Source organism: Streptomyces sp. NPDC053560 (genome assembly GCF_044544605.1).
Taxonomy (GTDB): Bacteria; Actinomycetota; Actinomycetes; order Streptomycetales; family Streptomycetaceae; genus Streptomyces.
The window spans coordinates 67,062-83,145 of sequence record NZ_JBITXI010000014.1; the positions used below are offsets into that span (position 1 = coordinate 67,062).

12 protein-coding genes and 2 tRNA genes are annotated in these 16,084 nt (G+C 70.7%); 2 read left to right on the forward strand and 12 right to left on the reverse strand.

The features are described 5' to 3' along the window. Positions 1 to 14 precede the first annotated feature (14 nt). Positions 15 to 87: transfer RNA gene (locus tag ACIGQF_RS30155), tRNA-Ala, on the reverse strand. 117 nt (positions 88 to 204) lie between these two features. Here ACIGQF_RS30155 and ACIGQF_RS30160 point away from each other — a divergent pair. Both ACIGQF_RS30160 and ACIGQF_RS30165 read left to right on the forward strand, forming a co-directional pair. Beyond that, positions 205 to 750 carry a DNA-binding protein gene (locus tag ACIGQF_RS30160; RefSeq protein WP_361553396.1) on the forward strand — a complete coding sequence of 182 codons (546 nt, stop codon included), beginning with the start codon at positions 205 to 207 and terminating at the stop codon, positions 748 to 750. 33 nt (positions 751 to 783) lie between these two features. Further along, positions 784 to 2,145, forward strand: coding sequence for a serine/threonine-protein kinase (locus ACIGQF_RS30165; protein WP_399716677.1), 1,362 nt, complete (start codon positions 784 to 786; stop codon positions 2,143 to 2,145). A gap of 63 nt (positions 2,146 to 2,208) precedes the next feature. Here ACIGQF_RS30165 and ACIGQF_RS30170 read toward each other — a convergent pair whose 3' ends face one another. The 11 genes from ACIGQF_RS30170 to dnaN form a co-directional block, all read right to left on the reverse strand. Further along, entirely contained in the window at positions 2,209 to 3,642 is a 1,434-nt protein-coding gene (locus ACIGQF_RS30170; RefSeq protein ID WP_399716679.1) for a hypothetical protein, read from the reverse strand. Next, entirely contained in the window at positions 3,636 to 5,513 is a 1,878-nt protein-coding gene (locus ACIGQF_RS30175; RefSeq protein WP_399716682.1) for a VWA domain-containing protein, read from the reverse strand. The genes ACIGQF_RS30170 and ACIGQF_RS30175 overlap by 7 nt, the downstream gene beginning before the upstream one ends. Before the next feature lie 167 nt (positions 5,514 to 5,680). Next, positions 5,681 to 5,815, reverse strand: coding sequence for a DLW-39 family protein (locus tag ACIGQF_RS30180; RefSeq protein WP_003958712.1), 135 nt, complete (start codon positions 5,813 to 5,815; stop codon positions 5,681 to 5,683). Between the two features lie 157 nt (positions 5,816 to 5,972). Continuing rightward, positions 5,973 to 6,046, reverse strand: a tRNA-Ile gene (locus ACIGQF_RS30185). A gap of 113 nt (positions 6,047 to 6,159) precedes the next feature. Further along, positions 6,160 to 6,834, reverse strand: a complete 675-nt coding sequence (locus ACIGQF_RS30190; protein ID WP_399716684.1) for a DUF3566 domain-containing protein — start codon at positions 6,832 to 6,834, stop codon at positions 6,160 to 6,162. Between the two features lie 15 nt (positions 6,835 to 6,849). Further along, on the reverse strand, positions 6,850 to 9,474 hold the full coding sequence (gene gyrA, locus ACIGQF_RS30195) for a DNA gyrase subunit A (protein ID WP_399716687.1): 2,625 nt from the start codon (positions 9,472 to 9,474) through the stop codon (positions 6,850 to 6,852). Between the two features lie 49 nt (positions 9,475 to 9,523). Further along, a complete protein-coding gene (gyrB, locus tag ACIGQF_RS30200) occupies positions 9,524 to 11,557 on the reverse strand; it encodes a DNA topoisomerase (ATP-hydrolyzing) subunit B (RefSeq protein ID WP_399716690.1) in 2,034 nt (677 codons plus the stop codon). Between the two features lie 388 nt (positions 11,558 to 11,945). Continuing rightward, positions 11,946 to 12,503 carry a DciA family protein gene (locus ACIGQF_RS30205; protein ID WP_361553377.1) on the reverse strand — a complete coding sequence of 186 codons (558 nt, stop codon included), beginning with the start codon at positions 12,501 to 12,503 and terminating at the stop codon, positions 11,946 to 11,948. Next, the gene (gene recF / locus ACIGQF_RS30210; RefSeq protein ID WP_399716694.1) at positions 12,504 to 13,637 is read right to left on the reverse strand and encodes a DNA replication/repair protein RecF; all 1,134 of its coding nucleotides are present in this window, start codon (positions 13,635 to 13,637) and stop codon (positions 12,504 to 12,506) included. A gap of 75 nt (positions 13,638 to 13,712) precedes the next feature. Next, complete coding sequence (gene gnd / locus ACIGQF_RS30215; RefSeq protein ID WP_361553371.1) at positions 13,713 to 14,591, reverse strand: phosphogluconate dehydrogenase (NAD(+)-dependent, decarboxylating); 879 nt, start codon at positions 14,589 to 14,591, stop codon at positions 13,713 to 13,715. Between the two features lie 264 nt (positions 14,592 to 14,855). Next, the gene (gene dnaN / locus ACIGQF_RS30220; RefSeq protein ID WP_361553368.1) at positions 14,856 to 15,986 is read right to left on the reverse strand and encodes a DNA polymerase III subunit beta; all 1,131 of its coding nucleotides are present in this window, start codon (positions 15,984 to 15,986) and stop codon (positions 14,856 to 14,858) included. Between the last annotated feature and the right edge of the window lie 98 nt (positions 15,987 to 16,084).

Sequence of the window (16,084 nt, forward strand, 5' to 3'; positions counted from 1 at the left end):
GAGGGCTTCTTCTGTGGAGCCTAGGGGAGTCGAACCCCTGACATCTGCCATGCAAAGACAGCGCTCTACCAACTGAGCTAAGGCCCCGTCGCGCACCAGAATACCCGGTACCCGCCCGCTTTCCCGACCGGGTATCGCTCCGGACGGTCGCTCTCCGTAGGATGCTTCGCGAGATTCGCGGCAGCGAAGCGAAGGGGAGACGCCATGGACGCAGCACAGCAGGAAGCCACCGCGCGCGCTCGGGAGCTGCAGCGCAGTTGGTACGGGGAGCCTCTGGGGGCGCTCTTCCGGCGTCTCATCGACGATCTCGGCCTCAATCAGGCCCGTCTCGCCGCCGTGCTCGGGCTTTCGGCTCCCATGCTGTCGCAGCTGATGAGCGGCCAGCGGGCGAAGATCGGCAACCCCGCGGTGGTCCAGCGTGTGCAGGCGCTCCAGGAGCTGTCGAGCCAGGTCGCCGACGGCAGTGTCAGCGCCGCCGAGGCCACCGAGCGGATGGACGAGATCAAGAAGACGGCGGGCGGGTCCGTCCTGAACAACACCACGCAGACCTCCACCACGGGCGCCACCACCGTGCGTCGTGTCGTGCGGGAGATCCAGTCGCTGCTGCGGTCGGTCGCGGCGGCCGGCGACATCATCGACGCGGCGGACTCTCTCGCCGCCACCCACCCCGAACTGGCAGAGTTCCTGCGGGTCTACGGGGCGGGTCGGACCGCGGACGCGGTGGCCCACTACGAAGCGCACCAGAACTAGTCACGCATGCTGTGAGGGAGCGGACGCGGCGCCATGGGTGAGGTCTTCGCCGGCAGGTACGAGCTGATCGACCCGATCGGGCGGGGCGGGGTGGGCGCCGTGTGGCGCGCCTGGGACCAGCGGCGCCGCCGGTACGTCGCGGCCAAGGTGCTGCAGCAGAGCGACGCGCACACGCTGCTGCGCTTCGTGCGGGAGCAGGCGCTGCGCATCGATCACCCGCATGTGCTCGCGCCGGCCAGCTGGGCCGCCGACGACGACAAGGTCCTGTTCACCATGGACCTGGTCAACGGCGGTTCGCTGGCACACCTGGTGGGTGACTACGGTCCGCTGCCGCCGCGCTATGCGTGCCTGCTGCTGGACCAGGTGCTCTCGGGTCTGGCCGCGGTGCACGAAGAGGGCGTGGTCCACCGGGACATCAAGCCGGCCAACATCCTGCTGGAGGCCACCGGTACGGGGCGGCCGCACGTGCGCGTCTCCGACTTCGGCATTTCGATGCGCAAGGGGGAGCCGCGGCTCACCGACACCAACTACGTGGTCGGGACGCCCGGTTACTTCGCTCCGGAGCAACTGCTCGGCTCCGAGCCGGACTTCCCCGCCGACCTCTTCGCGGTCGGCCTGCTCGGCCTGTTCCTGCTGACCGGCAGCAAGCCGGACGCCCAGGCGCTGGTGGAGCTCTTCGTGCAGCACGGGGTGCCCGGGGCGCCCGAGGACGTTCCCGAGCCGCTGTGGCAGGTCCTGGCCGGTCTGCTGCACCCGGATCCCGACGCGCGTTTCCGGACGGCGAACGGGGCCCGCAAAGCGCTCCTGTCGGCCGTCGAGCTGCTGCCCGAGGAGACGGTCGAGGACGAGATCGTCGAGGTCTTCGACCACATCGGGCCGCTGCCCTCCGGGTACGGGCCCGAAGGGCCGACGGGCGGGGGTGCACGAGGCGGCGACCTGAGCGGGCCTTCGGTGTCGGCGTCCGGCAGCTTCCCGTTGGCGCCGCCCCTCCCGCAGGGGCCGCCCACGCCGTCCACTCCGGCGCCGCTCCCGGCGCACGGTCCCGACCCGTCCCTGTCCGGCCCCGGATTCCCGGTGGCGGGCCCCGACGCGTCCCCTTCGGGGCCCGGGGTCCCGCTCGCACCGGGGCCCGCCCATCCGCCGCCCGGTACGCCGCCCGCGCAGCCCCTCCGGCATTACGAGCCGACCGCGCCGGTACGGGGGGACCTGCCGCTCACCCGGCCCTACACCGTTGGGCAGCCGCGGGTACCCGGCCAGGCCCCGGCACCCGCCGGGACCGTTGCGCACGGCGCGAAACCCGTACGTACCGGGCCACCCGCGAAGGTCGCCGTGCCGGTGCTGGTCGTCGCGCTGCTGTGCATCGCGGTGGGCGTCTGGGCGCTGACCGCCGGCTGACGCGCGCGTACGGCCGGAGAGGCCCGCGCGAGGCCGCTGACGGGCCTGTGCGGCGTCCTGGGTTCACCGGCCCCGCGGAGGCTGCCCGAGTCCCCGTCCGGCGTCCTGAGGCCCGCTCCGGCCGTCGTACGGCTGCTGCCCGGGCACCGGGGCTCCCGGGCCGCCCGGCGCGCCCGCGGCCGGTCCCGTGACCGCCGTGGCACCGGCCGCGGCCTTGCGCCGGGCCGCGACCGTCCACACGCCGAGCCCGGCGAGCAGCACCGCACCGACGCCGAGGCCGGTGAACCCGACCGTCTGCAGGTGCCCGTGGCGCTCCGCCTCGGACGCCGTACGGCCCGTCTCGGCCAGCTCCCGGTCCTCGGACGAGACGGAGAAGTCCGCGGCGGGCCGCGCGTACCGGGGGCCGGCCTGCGCCGCTCCCTTGAGGTCCACCCGCAGGGTGACGTCCGCGCCCTTCTTGAAGAACTTCGCCGCGTCCGGGTTGAGGGAGACCTCCAGGTAGTACCAGCCCGCGACGCTCATCGCCCGGACGGACTCGTCGTTGCCGAAGCGGTTGCCGTAGTGCACCGGCGGGGTGAACAGCCGCGCCTCCTTCTGCCGGCCCTCGTACGCGGCGAAGGCCTCGTCACTCACCACGCCGCGCGCCGGGTTGTACGCGGTCAGGCCGAACGCGTCCGGGGTGAACGTCGAGACGCCCACCCCCGGTTGCTTGGGCGCGCTGGGCAGCTCGGCGCTGACGTTCAGCCGCTGTCCCCAGTCCACCGGCACCCGGTAGAAGCGGGTCTCGCCGGGCCGGATGCGGTCGCTCCACCGGCCCTTCCCCACCGAGGCGGCGTCGTTGAAGCCGGTGCCTCCCGTGACGCGCTTCTCCGCGCCCCCCGAGGGCGCGGCGGGCGTGGCGCTGCTCCAGCTGCCTTCCCCGGGCTCTTGGGGAGCCGGGCCGCTCAGCTGCGGCTCGGTCATGTAGCGCAGCTCCAGGGGCCAGCGGTCGGGGCCCGAGGTGGCGTCGCCGGAACGCTTCACCACCACGTAGTACCGGCCGGCCTGCTTGCACTCCGAGAAGTCGCTGCCGACGCGGCGGGTGGCGTAGGCGGCGAGGGGGTAGGCCGTCTCCCCGCCCCGGTACCGCACGTCGCCGTCCGTGCCGCAGGTCGTGCCGCTGTTGTCCTGGAGGGACACGGTCAGCCCGTCGGTGTAGTCCTCGACCTTGCTCTCCGGCGCGGGCGAGGCCACCGCCGAGACGTACGCGGTGGTCTTCGTGTCCAGGTTGAGGGCGTAGCGCCGCTCCTCGCCGCGCCCGATGGAGTCGGTGTACGTGCCGGGGCGGATGGACGGGGCGTCCGCCGTGCTCGCCCGGCCCTTGACGGGCGTGGCGTCCTGCGCGGGCGCGTACGTGGGCAGCTTCGTGTCCGCCGTGGCCACCCCGGGGAGGAGCGCCAGGACGCCGAGCGCCACCGGGCCGGCCAGCCCCCTCCTGATCGTGCGCCGCCTCACCACGTGCCTGCCCCTCCCGAGCCCGTTCCGGTCGTGCGCTGCCTGCTCCGGCCCCTGAGGTACGCCACCGCGAGGCCGGCGAGGAGCAGGGCTCCCGCACCGATGCCGACGGCGGCGATCACCGGACGCGCCGCCCATCCTCCACCGCCGGCCGTGCCGCTGTCCGCGGCGGAGGCGGAATCCTTCACCACGGCCGCATGCGCCTGGGGCCCGCTCTTCGCGTCGCCGAACACGGCCACCCGCAGGACCACACCGATCCGCGGATTATCCGCGATCTCCGCAGCCTTGGCACCGAGGGTGACGGCCAGGTAGAAGTCGCCGGCGCGGTGCACGGGGACGACGTTGGGGTCGCTCTCGTAGCGGTTGGTCCAGCTGACCGGGACGGTTCCCATGCGCAGCGCCGTCTGCCGCCCGTTGTAGGGCGTCTGCGGGGTGAACTCCCCGGTGCCGCTGCCGACGGGCTGCCGGGCCGGGGTGTAGACCTGCGTGGCGCCGTACGAGGTCTGCGCGCTGTACCCCTTCACGGTGGGCTCGTTGGCGAACTCCACGTCGTAGCGCAGCTGCTGGCCCCAGCCGACCGGGATCTTGTACCAGAGCGTCTGCGAGGGCAGGACCTTGTCGCGCCAGGCGCCTTCGCCGATCTTCCTGGCGTCGTTGAAGCCGGTGCCGCCGGTGACGTCCTTCGGGGTGCCGGAGGGCACGACCGCGTCCTTGCCGCCGGCGCCGTACTCGGGCTCCGACCGGGCCGGCATGACGCCCTTCTTGAGGGGCCGCTCGCTGCGGTAGGTCAGCTCCAGGGGCCAGCGGGCGGCGTCGGAGCCGTCGGCGGCCTCGCGTTCGACGACGAACCAGTAGCGGCCTGCCTTGTCGCAGCTGCCGTGGCCGTCCTGCGACGGCACCCGGCTGACGCCCGAAGTCAGCGGTGTGGCGCCCTCGTTCTGGCCGAAGAGTTCGGTGCGGGTCTCACATGCGCTGTCGGTGCCGTACGCGAGCTGGGTGCGCAGCACGGTGGTGGTGTCGACGGCGGCGCCCGGGTGCGGGACGGCGGTGGCGGCGAAGTCGGCGGTGGCGCTGTCGTCGAGGTGCACCTCGTAGAAGCGCCGTTCACCGGGGCCGATGGTGTCCCGGTACTGGCCGGGCGCGATGGTGGGCGCGCCGGAGCGTGCGGGTGTGCCGCGCACCTGCTTCCCCCGGAAGCGGTACCCGTCGGCGGAGAGCTTGCTCGCGCGCTGCATCTGGCGTGCCAGGGCATCGGCGTCCGGGGCATCGTAGTAGCGGCCGTTGCCCGCCTCCGCGACGCACTCCAACTGCTCCCGGGCCTTGCCGCGCACCTGGAAGCCGATGGTGTCGATCCGCAGGTCGACGCCCGACCTGCCGAGTTCCCTGGCGACCTCGCAGGGCGGCGGGGACTGGCAGGTGTCCTCGCCGTCGGAGATGAGCACGATGGTGCGGCGGCCGTCGCCGCCTCGTGGGAGGTCGGCGGCGGCCTTCTTCAGCGAGAGGCCGATCGGGGTGTCGCCCTTGGGCTCGACGCCCGCCACGGCCTTCTTCAGACCGGCCCGGTCCAGCGGCCGTACCGGCTGGACGAGGCGGGTGTCGTCACAGCCGCGGTTCTTGTCCGCGCCGTAGACGCGCAGCCCGGTGGGGAAACCGTCGGGGAGGGCGTCCGCGACGGTGCCGACCGCCTTGCGGGCCGCGGCGATCCGGGTTCGCCCGGAGCCGTCCGGCTCCGCCATCGAGCCGGAGGAGTCCAGCACCATGACCATGCCGGCGCTGGTGAAGGACGGTTCGGCGGACGCCTGCGGCGCACTCAGGAGCGTGAGGAGCAGCCCCCCGGTCAGCGCGGCCGCCGTCCTCCGGCGTCGTCGTGCCATGTCGCCCTGCCCCCTCTGCCCACCGATCGAGTTTGCCATCGCAACCTAGTGGTGTGCTTTAGCAAACGCAACCCATCGGGCGTCACAGTCCCGCAACGGCCCCGGACAGACGAAACCCCGGCCACCGCCGAGCGGGGACCGGGGTCACGTACGTACGGAACTGGGGCTCACACGCCCGAACCTGCGGGCACGGAGTCGGTCGCCTCCGTCCACAGATCCTGCTCGGCGCGATCCGCCTGGATCTGGCGGTACACGAGGAGCCCGCCGATGGCGGCCAGTGCGACCAGGAGAAGCTTCTTCACCGCGCGACCTCGTCTTTCGTTGACGTAGGGGACCTTCGGGGGCCGATGATACACACCGGTCGATATCAATCGGTGACCTAGTCCGACCCCAACTCCGGAGAAGCACAAAGAGATCGGCCCGGGCGGAGAATTCTCCGTCCGGGCCGATCCTTGCCGGTGGGGCTAACAGGACTTGAACCTGTGGCCTCTTCCTTATCAGGGAAGCGCTCTAACCGTCTGAGCTATAGCCCCTGGCTTGTTGCCGCCTCGCTGGCTGCACCGAAAGATTAGCGCACTTCAGAGCCATGACCCAAATCGATGACCGGGCCGGCCGCGAAAGCCCCTCCGCGGCGACCCGCACCAGGTCATTCGTCCTCGGCCAGGGTCAGCTCCACGCCGCCCACGAAGCCCGCCGAGAGGTTGTAGATGAAGGCGCCGAGCGTAGCCAGCGCCGTCGCCAGCACCACGTCGATCGCGGCGATGACGCCGGTGAACATCAGCACCCGCGGCAGCGACAGGAACGTCTCCAGATCGAAGCCCGAGCCGCCGTCGGAGCTGGTGGCCTCGCTGATCGTGCCGCCGACCGTGGAGAAGACGCCCATCGCGTCCATCACCATCCACAGCACCGACACCGCGACCAGCGTGCACAGCCCCAGCGCGATGGAGAGCAGGAAGCTGACCTTCATCACCGACCACGGGTCGGCACGGGACACGCGCAGCCTGGCCTTGCGCGTACGCGGGGTCGTACGGACGCCCGGGCGGGGCACCCGCAGCCCCGGCTTGCCGCCCCCCGCGGGGTACGCGGACGGCGGGACGTACGGCTGGCTCTCGCTGCCTTGCGGGCGGGGCTCGGGCTGCGGCTGTGCCTCCGGCTGCGGCTGCCTGGTGTCGGTCACGGTTCCCCCCTCGGCGGAGGCCTCCTTGTGGGGGCCGCCGCCAGTATCGGAGCCACGGGCGCCGCCCGTCACGGTCGCGGGCCCGGACGAGGGCTTCCTGCCCTCGTCCGATCCGCCCGCCTGTGCACCCGTGGCTCCACTCACGACCTACTCCTCGTGCTACTCCGCCGCGGGCTCCTCGCCCTCGGCCGCCGGGGCCTGGCCCTGCGCCGCGTCGTCGGCCGGCTCGCCGTCCGCCGGCGCCTCGACCTCTTCGGCCTCGCGACCGGCCTCGGCGTTCCAGGCGATACCGACGACGGCATCGCGCTTGCCCAGGTTGATCAGTTGGACGCCCATGGTGTCACGGCCCGTCTCCCTGACCTCGTCGACCCGCGTACGGATCACCCCACCGCCGAGGGTGATGGCGAGGATCTCGTCGCTCGCCTCGACCACCAGCGCGCCGACCAGCTCTCCTCGATCCTCCACGATCTTCGCGGCCTTGATGCCGAGGCCGCCGCGACCCTGGACGCGGTACTCGTCGACGTTGGTGCGCTTGGCGTACCCGCCGTCGGTGGCGGTGAAGACGTAGGTGTTCGCCCGCACCACGTTCATCGACAGGAGCTCGTCGCCCTCGCGGAAGCTCATCCCCTTGACGCCGGAGGTGGCACGGCCCATCGGGCGCAGCGACTCGTCCGTCGCGGTGAAGCGGATCGACTGTGCCTTCTTGGAGATCAGCAGCAGGTCGTCGTCGCTGGAGACCATCTGGGCGCCGATCAGCTCGTCGTCCGAACCGTCCTCCTGCTCGCGCAGGTTGATGGCGATGACACCGCCGGAACGCGGCGAGTCGTAGTCCTTCAGCGGGGTCTTCTTCACCAGGCCGGCCTTGGTCGCGAGGACCAGGTACGGCGCCGCCTCGTAGTCCCGGATCGCCATGACCTGGGCGATCTGCTCGTCCGGCTGGAAGGCGAGGAGGTTCGCGACGTGCTGGCCGCGCGCGTCCCGGCCCGCGTCGGGCAGCTCGTACGCCTTGGCGCGGTAGACCCGGCCCTTGTTCGTGAAGAACAGCAGCCAGTGGTGGGTGGTGGACACGAAGAAGTGGTCGACGATGTCGTCTTCCTTGAGCTTCGTGCCGCGGACGCCCTTGCCGCCGCGCTTCTGCGAACGGTAGTCGTCGGTCTTGGTGCGCTTGACGTAGCCGCCACGGGTGATCGTGACGACGATGTCCTCCTCGGCGATCAGGTCCTCGATGGACATGTCGCCCTCGAAGGGCACCAGCTTGGAGCGCCGGTCGTCGCCGTACTTGTCGACGATCGCGGTCAGCTCCTCGCTGACGATCTGCCGCTGGCGCTCCGGAGAGGCGAGGATCGCGTTGTACTCGCGGATCTTGGCCAGCAGCTCGTCGTGCTCGGCGGTGATCTTCTGCCGCTCCAGGGCCGCGAGGCGCCGCAGCTGCATCTCCAGGATCGCGTTCGCCTGGATCTCGTCGATGTCCAGCAGGCCCATCAGGCCCTCGCGCGCCACGTCGACCGTGTCGCTGCGCCGGATCAGCGCGATGACCTCGTCGATGGCGTCCAGGGCCTTGAGCAGGCCGCGCAGGATGTGCGCCCGCTCCTCGGCCTTGCGAAGCCGGAACTTCGTCCGGCGGACGATGACCTCGATCTGGTGCGTCACCCAGTGGCGGATGAACGCGTCCAGCGAGAGCGTGCGCGGCACGCCGTCGACCAGCGCCAGCATGTTGGCGCCGAAGTTCGTCTGCAGGTCGGTGTGCTTGTACAGGTTGTTCAGCACGACCTTGGCGACCGCGTCCCGCTTCAGCACGATGACCAGGCGCTGGCCGGTGCGCGAGGAGGTCTCGTCGCGGACGTCGGCGATGCCGCCGATCTTGCCGTCCTTCACCAGGTCGGCGATCTTCTGCGCGAGGTTGTCGGGGTTGACCTGGTACGGAAGCTCCGTGACCACCAGGCACTGGCGGTTCTGGATCTCCTCGACCTCGACCACCGCGCGCATCGTGATGGAGCCGCGTCCGGTGCGGTACGCCTCCTCGATGCCCTTGCGGCCCACGACCAGCGCGCCGGTCGGGAAGTCCGGGCCCTTGATCCGCTCGATCAGGGCGTCCAGGAGCTCCTCGTGGGAGGCCTCCGGGTGCTCCAGGTGCCACTGGGCGCCGGCCGCGACCTCGCGCAGGTTGTGCGGCGGGATGTTGGTCGCCATGCCGACCGCGATGCCGGCCGAGCCGTTGATCAGCAGGTTCGGGAAGCGCGACGGCAGGACCGTCGGCTCCTGGCTGCGGCCGTCGTAGTTGTCCTGGAAGTCGACGGTCTCCTCGTCGATGTCCCGGACCATCTCCATGGACAGCGGGGCCATCTTGCACTCGGTGTACCGCATGGCCGCGGCCGGGTCGTTGCCCGGGGAACCGAAGTTGCCGTTGGAGTCCACCAGCGGCATCCGCATCGACCACGGCTGCGCCAGGCGGACCAGCGCGTCGTAGATCGAGGAGTCGCCGTGCGGGTGGTAGTTACCCATGACGTCACCGACGACACGGGCGCACTTGTAGAAGCCCTTCTCGGGGCGGTAGCCGCCGTCGTACATCGCGTACAGGACGCGGCGGTGCACCGGCTTGAGGCCGTCCCGGACGTCGGGCAGGGCACGCGAGACGATGACGGACATCGCGTAGTCGAGGTAGGAGCGCTGCATCTCCGTCTCGAGCCCGACGGGCTCGACGCGCATGCCCACGCCTTCGATGGCGGCGGGCGCGCCCTCGGCGGTCACGCCGTCCGGGGTCACAGGGGGGTTCTCGTCGGCCATTGCTGTTCAAAGTCCTTTCGAGCTGCGGCTGCGTTACGGGCCGACGGGCTCAGATGTCGAGGAAGCGGACGTCCTTGGCGTTGCGCTGGATGAACGAGCGTCGTGCCTCGACGTCCTCGCCCATGAGCACGGAGAACAGGTCGTCGGCGCGGGCCGCGTCGTCCAGCGAGACCTGGCCGAGCACGCGGTGCTCGGTGTCCATCGTGGTCACGCGCAGCTCTTCGGCGTTCATCTCGCCCAGACCCTTGAAGCGCTGGACCGAGTCGTCCTTGATGCGCTTGCCGGCCTGCTTGCCCATCTCGATGAGGGCGTCGCGCTCGCGGTCGGAGTAGGCGTACTCGAAGTCGTCCCGGCCCCACTTGATCTTGTACAGCGGGGGGCGGGAGAGGTAGACGTGCCCGGCCTCGACCAGCGGCCGCATGAAGCGGAACAGGAAGGTGAGCAGCAGGGTGTTGATGTGCTGACCGTCGACGTCGGCGTCCGCCATCAGGATGATCTTGTGATAGCGGAGCTTCTCGATGTCGAAGTCCTCGTGCACACCCGTGCCGAAGGCCGAGATCAGCGCCTGGACTTCCTGGTTCTGCAGGATCTTGTCGACCCTGGCCTTCTCGACGTTCAGGATCTTGCCGCGGATCGGGAGGATCGCCTGGTACTCGGGGTTACGGCCGGACTTGGCCGAGCCGCCCGCGGAGTCACCCTCGACGATGAAGATCTCGCACTTGGTCGGGTCGTTGGACTGGCAGTCGCTCAGCTTGCCCGGCAGCGACGCGGTCTCCAGCAGGCCCTTGCGGCGGGTGAGGTCGCGCGCCTTGCGGGCGGCGACGCGGGCCGTCGCGGCCTGGATGCCCTTGCGGATGATGTCCGCGGCCTCGTTCGGATTCCGGTCCAGCCAGTCCGTGAGGTGCTCGTGCACGACCTTCTGCACGAAGGTCTTGGCCTCGGTGTTGCCCAGCTTGGTCTTGGTCTGGCCCTCGAACTGGGGCTCGCCGAGCTTGACGGAGATGATCGCCGTCAGACCCTCGCGGATGTCCTCACCGGTGAGGTTGTCGTCCTTCTCGCGCAGCAGCTTGCGGTCTCGCGCGTACCGGTTGATCAGGCCGGTCAGCGCGGCGCGGAAGCCCTCTTCGTGCGTACCGCCCTCGTGGGTGTGGATGGTGTTCGCGAAGCTGTAGACACCCTCGGTGTACTGGGTGTTCCACTGCATCGCGATCTCCACCGAGAGCATCCGCTCCTTGTCCTCGGCCTCGACGTCGATGACCGTGGGGTGGACCGTCTCGCCCTTGCGGGAGTTCAGGTACTTCACGAAGTCGACGATGCCGCCTTCGTAGTGGTACCTGACGGAGAGCGCCTTGCCCTCCTCGTCGACGTGCGCCTCGCGCTCGTCGGTGAGCTGGATGGTGAGGCCCTTGTTGAGGAAGGCCATCTCCTGGAAGCGCCGGGACAGCGTCTCGAAGCTGTACTCGGTCGTCTCGAAGATCTCGCCGTCGGCCCAGAACGTCACCGACGTCCCGGTCTCGTCGGTGGCCTCGTTACGGGCCAGCGGGGCAGTCGGCACACCCTGCTTGTAGTCCTGCGTCCAGCGGTAGCCGTCGGTCTTGACCTCGACGGAGACCCGCTGCGACAGGGCGTTCACCACGGAGACACCCACGCCGTGCAGACCACCGGAGACCGCGTAACCGCCGCCGCCGAACTTGCCGCCCGCGTGCAGGACGGTGAGCACGACCTCGACGGCCGGCTTCCCCTCCGAGGGGATGATGCCCACCGGGATACCGCGGCCGTTGTCCACCACGCGCACCCCGCCGTCGGCCAGGATCGTCACGTCGATGGTGTCCGCGTGGCCCGCGAGCGCCTCGTCGACGGAGTTGTCGACGACCTCGTACACGAGGTGATGCAGACCGCGCTCGCCGGTGGAGCCGATGTACATACCCGGTCGCTTGCGAACCGCGTCCAGGCCCTCAAGGACAGTGATCGCACTGGCGTCGTACGACTTCTCTTCCGAGGAGCCGCCACTGGCGCCGGCAGAAGAAACCCCCTCTTCGGTAGAAGCCGTGATGTTCTCGTTGAGGTCGCCGGAGTCGGCCACGAAGCGCCCTTTCTGGCACAGGCACGAGCCTTCTCCTGCCGCCGGCGGGGAGGCCCCGTGCCGGTCAGGAGCGGCTGCGTCGTTCGACATGTTCCGCGAGTGGGCGGGATTGCCATCAGTCTACCGGTAGCGCCGACACTCATGGGGGTTTGCGGGCGCCTGAGTCCTCACGTGCCGCCCTGAACTGACATCCACCGACTCCCCATATCTGAGGAGGGCCCCCAGGACGCTCACACCGGCACTCAGCGCTTCGGGCTGTCAACCTCCGACTACGGTGAGCGGAGTCTCATGCGTCACACTGGAACATCCCGGACATCTCGCCCGTACAGGCACCCTTTCGCGACCCGGTTTCACGTGAAACGGTGGACTTCGGCCGCGCATGTACGGATCAGCCGTACGTGTCGCCCGGACCCTTGCTCCCCGGCGCCCGCAGCGAGCCGTACCGCCGCGGCGGGCCGCCCGGCCCGAGCACCTTGATGATCTTTACCGAGCCATGGCCCAGGTCTTCGTTCAGACGTGCCACGAGTGTCGGAGCGAGCAGCCGCAGCTGCGTCGCCCATGCGGTCGAGTCGCACTGCACCGTCAGCACCCGGGCGTCCTCGTCGTACTTCTGCGGTTCGCAGTGCTGCGCCACCTCGGCACCCACGAGCTGGGGCCAGCGCCCCATCACCCCGCCGACCGCGGCCGGCGTCTCCCAGCCCCGCTCGGTGATCAGACGGTTGATGGCCGCGCCCAGCGGCAGCGGGTCGCGCCCGTCCGCGCGTGCTCCCGACCGCAGCCCGCCCCCGCGTCTGGCCTGCTTCTTCTGCTGCGCGGCCGCGCCCCGCGCCCGCGCCTGCTCCTTGGCGGCCACCAGCGCCTGCCGCGCCAGATCGATGCCGGAGAGCTCCGGCGGCTTGGGCTGCTCGGGTCCCGGAGGGTCCTGTGGACCGGACTGCTCACTCACTTACGACACCTTCTCCGCCGCGCCCTCGGAGACCGCGAACCGCGCCCCCGCCAGCACGCCCGGCACATCGTCGTCCACCGCCGCCGTCACCAGCACCTGCTCGCCCGGCGCCACCAGCTCCGCCAGCCGCTCCCGCCGACGGGAGTCCAGCTCGGCGAAGACGTCGTCCAGGACGAGAACCGGCTCGTTGCCCTCGCCGCTCAGCAGCTCGTACGAGGCCAGCCGCAGCGCCAGCGCGTACGACCAGGACTCGCCGTGGCTCGCGTACCCCTTGGCCGGCAGCCGCCCCAGCTTCAGCAGCAGGTCGTCGCGGTGCGGACCGACCAGGGTCACGCCCCGCTCGATCTCGTTCTTGCGGGCCTCGCCCAGCGCCTCCATGAGCAGCCCGTACAGCTCCTCACGGTTCGATGCCTCGGCGAGTCGCTCGCCCACCGAACCGCGGTACTCCAGGGCGACCGGGCCGCCGCCCGGCGCCAGCTGCTCGTACGCCTTGTCCGCCAGCGGCTGCAGCGTCGCGATCAGGTCCAGCCGCTGCGCGAGCAGCTCCGCGCCGGCCCGCGCCAGGTGCTGGTCCCACACGTCCAGCGTGGAGAGGTCCATCTTCCGGCCGCCGTGCCGACGTGCCAGGGCCGCGCTCTTGAGCAGGGTGTTGCGCTGCTTCAGCACGCGGTCGTAGTCCGAGCGCACCCCCGCCATCCGCGGCGAGCGCGCCGTGATCAGCTCGTCCAGGAAGCGCCGCCGCTCGCCCGGGTCGCCCTTGACGAGGGCCAGGTCCTCCGGCGCGAACAGGACCGTCCGTACGATGCCGAGCACGTCACGGGGCCTGACCTGCGAGGATCTATTGATCCTGGCCCGGTTCGCCTTGCCCGGGTTCAGCTCCAGCTCGACCAGCTGCTGCCGGTCGCCCTGCACCACCTGCGCCCGGACGATCGCCCGCTCCGCGCCCATCCGGACCAGCGGTGCGTCGGAGGAGACGCGGTGGCTGCCGAGGGTGGCGAGATAGCCGACCGCTTCGACGAGGTTGGTCTTGCCCTGGCCGTTGGGCCCGACGAAGGCCGTGACGCCCGGTTCGAGCGGCACCTCGACCCGGGCGTACGAGCGGAAGTCGGCGAGCGACAGATGCGCGACATGCATAAAGGGCGCCGACCTCCCCCGGCGTGGTACTGCTGCGCGGGCTTCCGGGACGCCTGCCCCGGAAGCCCGGCCTGCTTACTTCGTGTTCTCGACCGCGTGGCCGCCGAACTGGTTCCGCAGCGCGGCGATCATCTTCATCTGCGGCGAGTCGTCCTGACGCGAGGCGAACCGCGCGAACAGCGACGCGGTGATCGCCGGCAGCGGCACCGCGTTGTCGATCGCGGCCTCCACCGTCCAGCGGCCCTCACCGGAGTCGGCCGCGAAACCGCGCAGCTTCTCCAGGTGCTCGTCGTCGTCCAGCGCGTTGACCGCCAGGTCCAGCAGCCAGGAGCGGATGACCGTGCCCTCCTGCCAGGAGCGGAAGACCTCGCGCACGTCCGTGACGGAGTCGACCTTCTCCAGCAGCTCCCAGCCCTCGGCGTAGGCCTGCATCATCGCGTACTCGATGCCGTTGTGGACCATCTTCGCGAAGTGGCCCGCGCCGACCTTGCCGGCGTGCACGGAGCCGAAGTCGCCCTCCGGCTTGAGCGCGTCGAAGATCGGCTGGACCTTCGCCACGTCCTCGGCGGCACCGCCGTACATCAGCGCGTAACCGTTCTCCAGGCCCCACACTCCACCGGAGACGCCGCAGTCGACGAAGCCGATGCCCTTGGCGCGCAGCTCCTCGGCGTGCTTCTCGTCGTCCGTCCAGCGGCTGTTGCCGCCGTCCACGACGATGTCGCCCTCGGACAGCAGCTCACCCAGCTCATCGATCGTCGCCTGGGTGGCGGCGCCGGCCGGCACCATGACCCACACGACCCGCGGACCCTGCAGCCCGTCCACCAGCTCCTTGAGGCTGGAGACGTCCGCGAGGTCGGGATTGCGGTCGTAACCGATGACCGTGTGGCCGGCGCGGCGGATGCGCTCGCGCATGTTGCCGCCCATCTTGCCGAGACCGACGAGACCGAGCTCCATCAGAGACCCTCTTTGCACATAGTCGTTGCCCTTGTACCTGACCTACGTCGAGCCTACGCCCGAAGGGCCGTGCACAGCTGTGGGCTCAGCCGCTCATAAGCCGCAGGTCAGCCCCGTCATCCGGGCGGCCGTACGGAGCGGATCCGTACGGCCGCGGCGCGTGGCGGAGGGCACCGGAAGCGGGCTCGGCCCGACAGGCGCACCGGCATACTGCGGCCCTGCGAGGGGCGCCCCTCGCGCTCCCGGCCGACGCGGCGCTCGGGCTCAGCCGGAGAGGCGCACCGGCATGATCAGGTACTTGTAGGCGTCGTCCGCCTCGGCGTCGGCGGCGGGCTTGCCGCTCAGCAGCGCAGGCTTGGTCGAGGTCGTGAAGGACAGCTGGGCCACCGGGGAGTCGATCGCCGACAGGCCCTCCAGCAGGAAGCCGGGGTTGAAGGCGATCGAGATGTCGTCGCCGTCCAGCTGCGCGTCCACCCTCTCCACAGCCTGTGCATCGTCGCTGGAGCCGGCCTCCAGGATCAGCACACCCTGCTCGAAGCTGAGCCGCACCGGGGTGTTCCGCTCGGCCACCAGCGCCACACGCTTGACGGCCTCGACGAACGGAGCGGTCTCGATCACCGCGACGGAGTTGAACTCGGTCGGGAAGAGCGTGCGGTACTTCGGCAGGTCGCCTTCCAGGAGGCGGGTCGTCGTACGGCGGCCCGCGCCCTCGAAGCCGATCAGACCCTCGCCGGCACCGGAGCCCGAGAGCGCCAGCGTGACCGTGTCACCGCTGCTCAGCGACTTGGCGGTGTCCAGCAGCGTCTTGGCGGGGACCAGCGCGACGGCGGAGGCGTCCGGGCTCTCCGGCTTCCACAGGAACTCGCGGACCGCGAAGCGGTAGCGGTCGGTGGAGGCGAGGGTGACGGTGTCGCCCTCGATCTCGATGCGGACACCGGTGAGCACCGGGAGGGTGTCGTCACGGCCGGCCGCGATGGCGACCTGGGCAGCAGCGGAGGCGAAGACCTCACCGGGGACGGTGCCGGTGGCGGTGGGCATCTGCGGCAGCGCCGGGTACTCCTCCACAGGCAGTGTGTGGAGGGTGAAGCGGGAGGAGCCGCAGACCACGGTCACTCGTACACCGTCTGTGGAGATCTCCACCGGACGGTTCGGCAGCGAGCGGCAGATGTCGGCGAGCAGCCGGCCGGAGACGAGGACCGTGCCCTCCTCCTCGGTCTCCGCATCCACCGAGACCCGCGCCGAGACCTCGTAGTCGAAGCCGGAGAGGCTCAGGGAGCCGTCCTCCGCCTTCAGGAGCAGGCCCGCGAGGACGGGCACCGGCGGACGGGCCGGGAGGCTCTTGGCCGCCCAGGCCACTGCCTCCGCGAGTACATCGCGCTCCACCCGGATCTTCACCGGAAACCGCCTCCTGCTGTTGCTGGCTCTCGCCCTGCTGGCCTTCGTCGTCGGCTGGGTTGCCGGAGACCAGTCTGACGCACGCCACCGACAGCCGG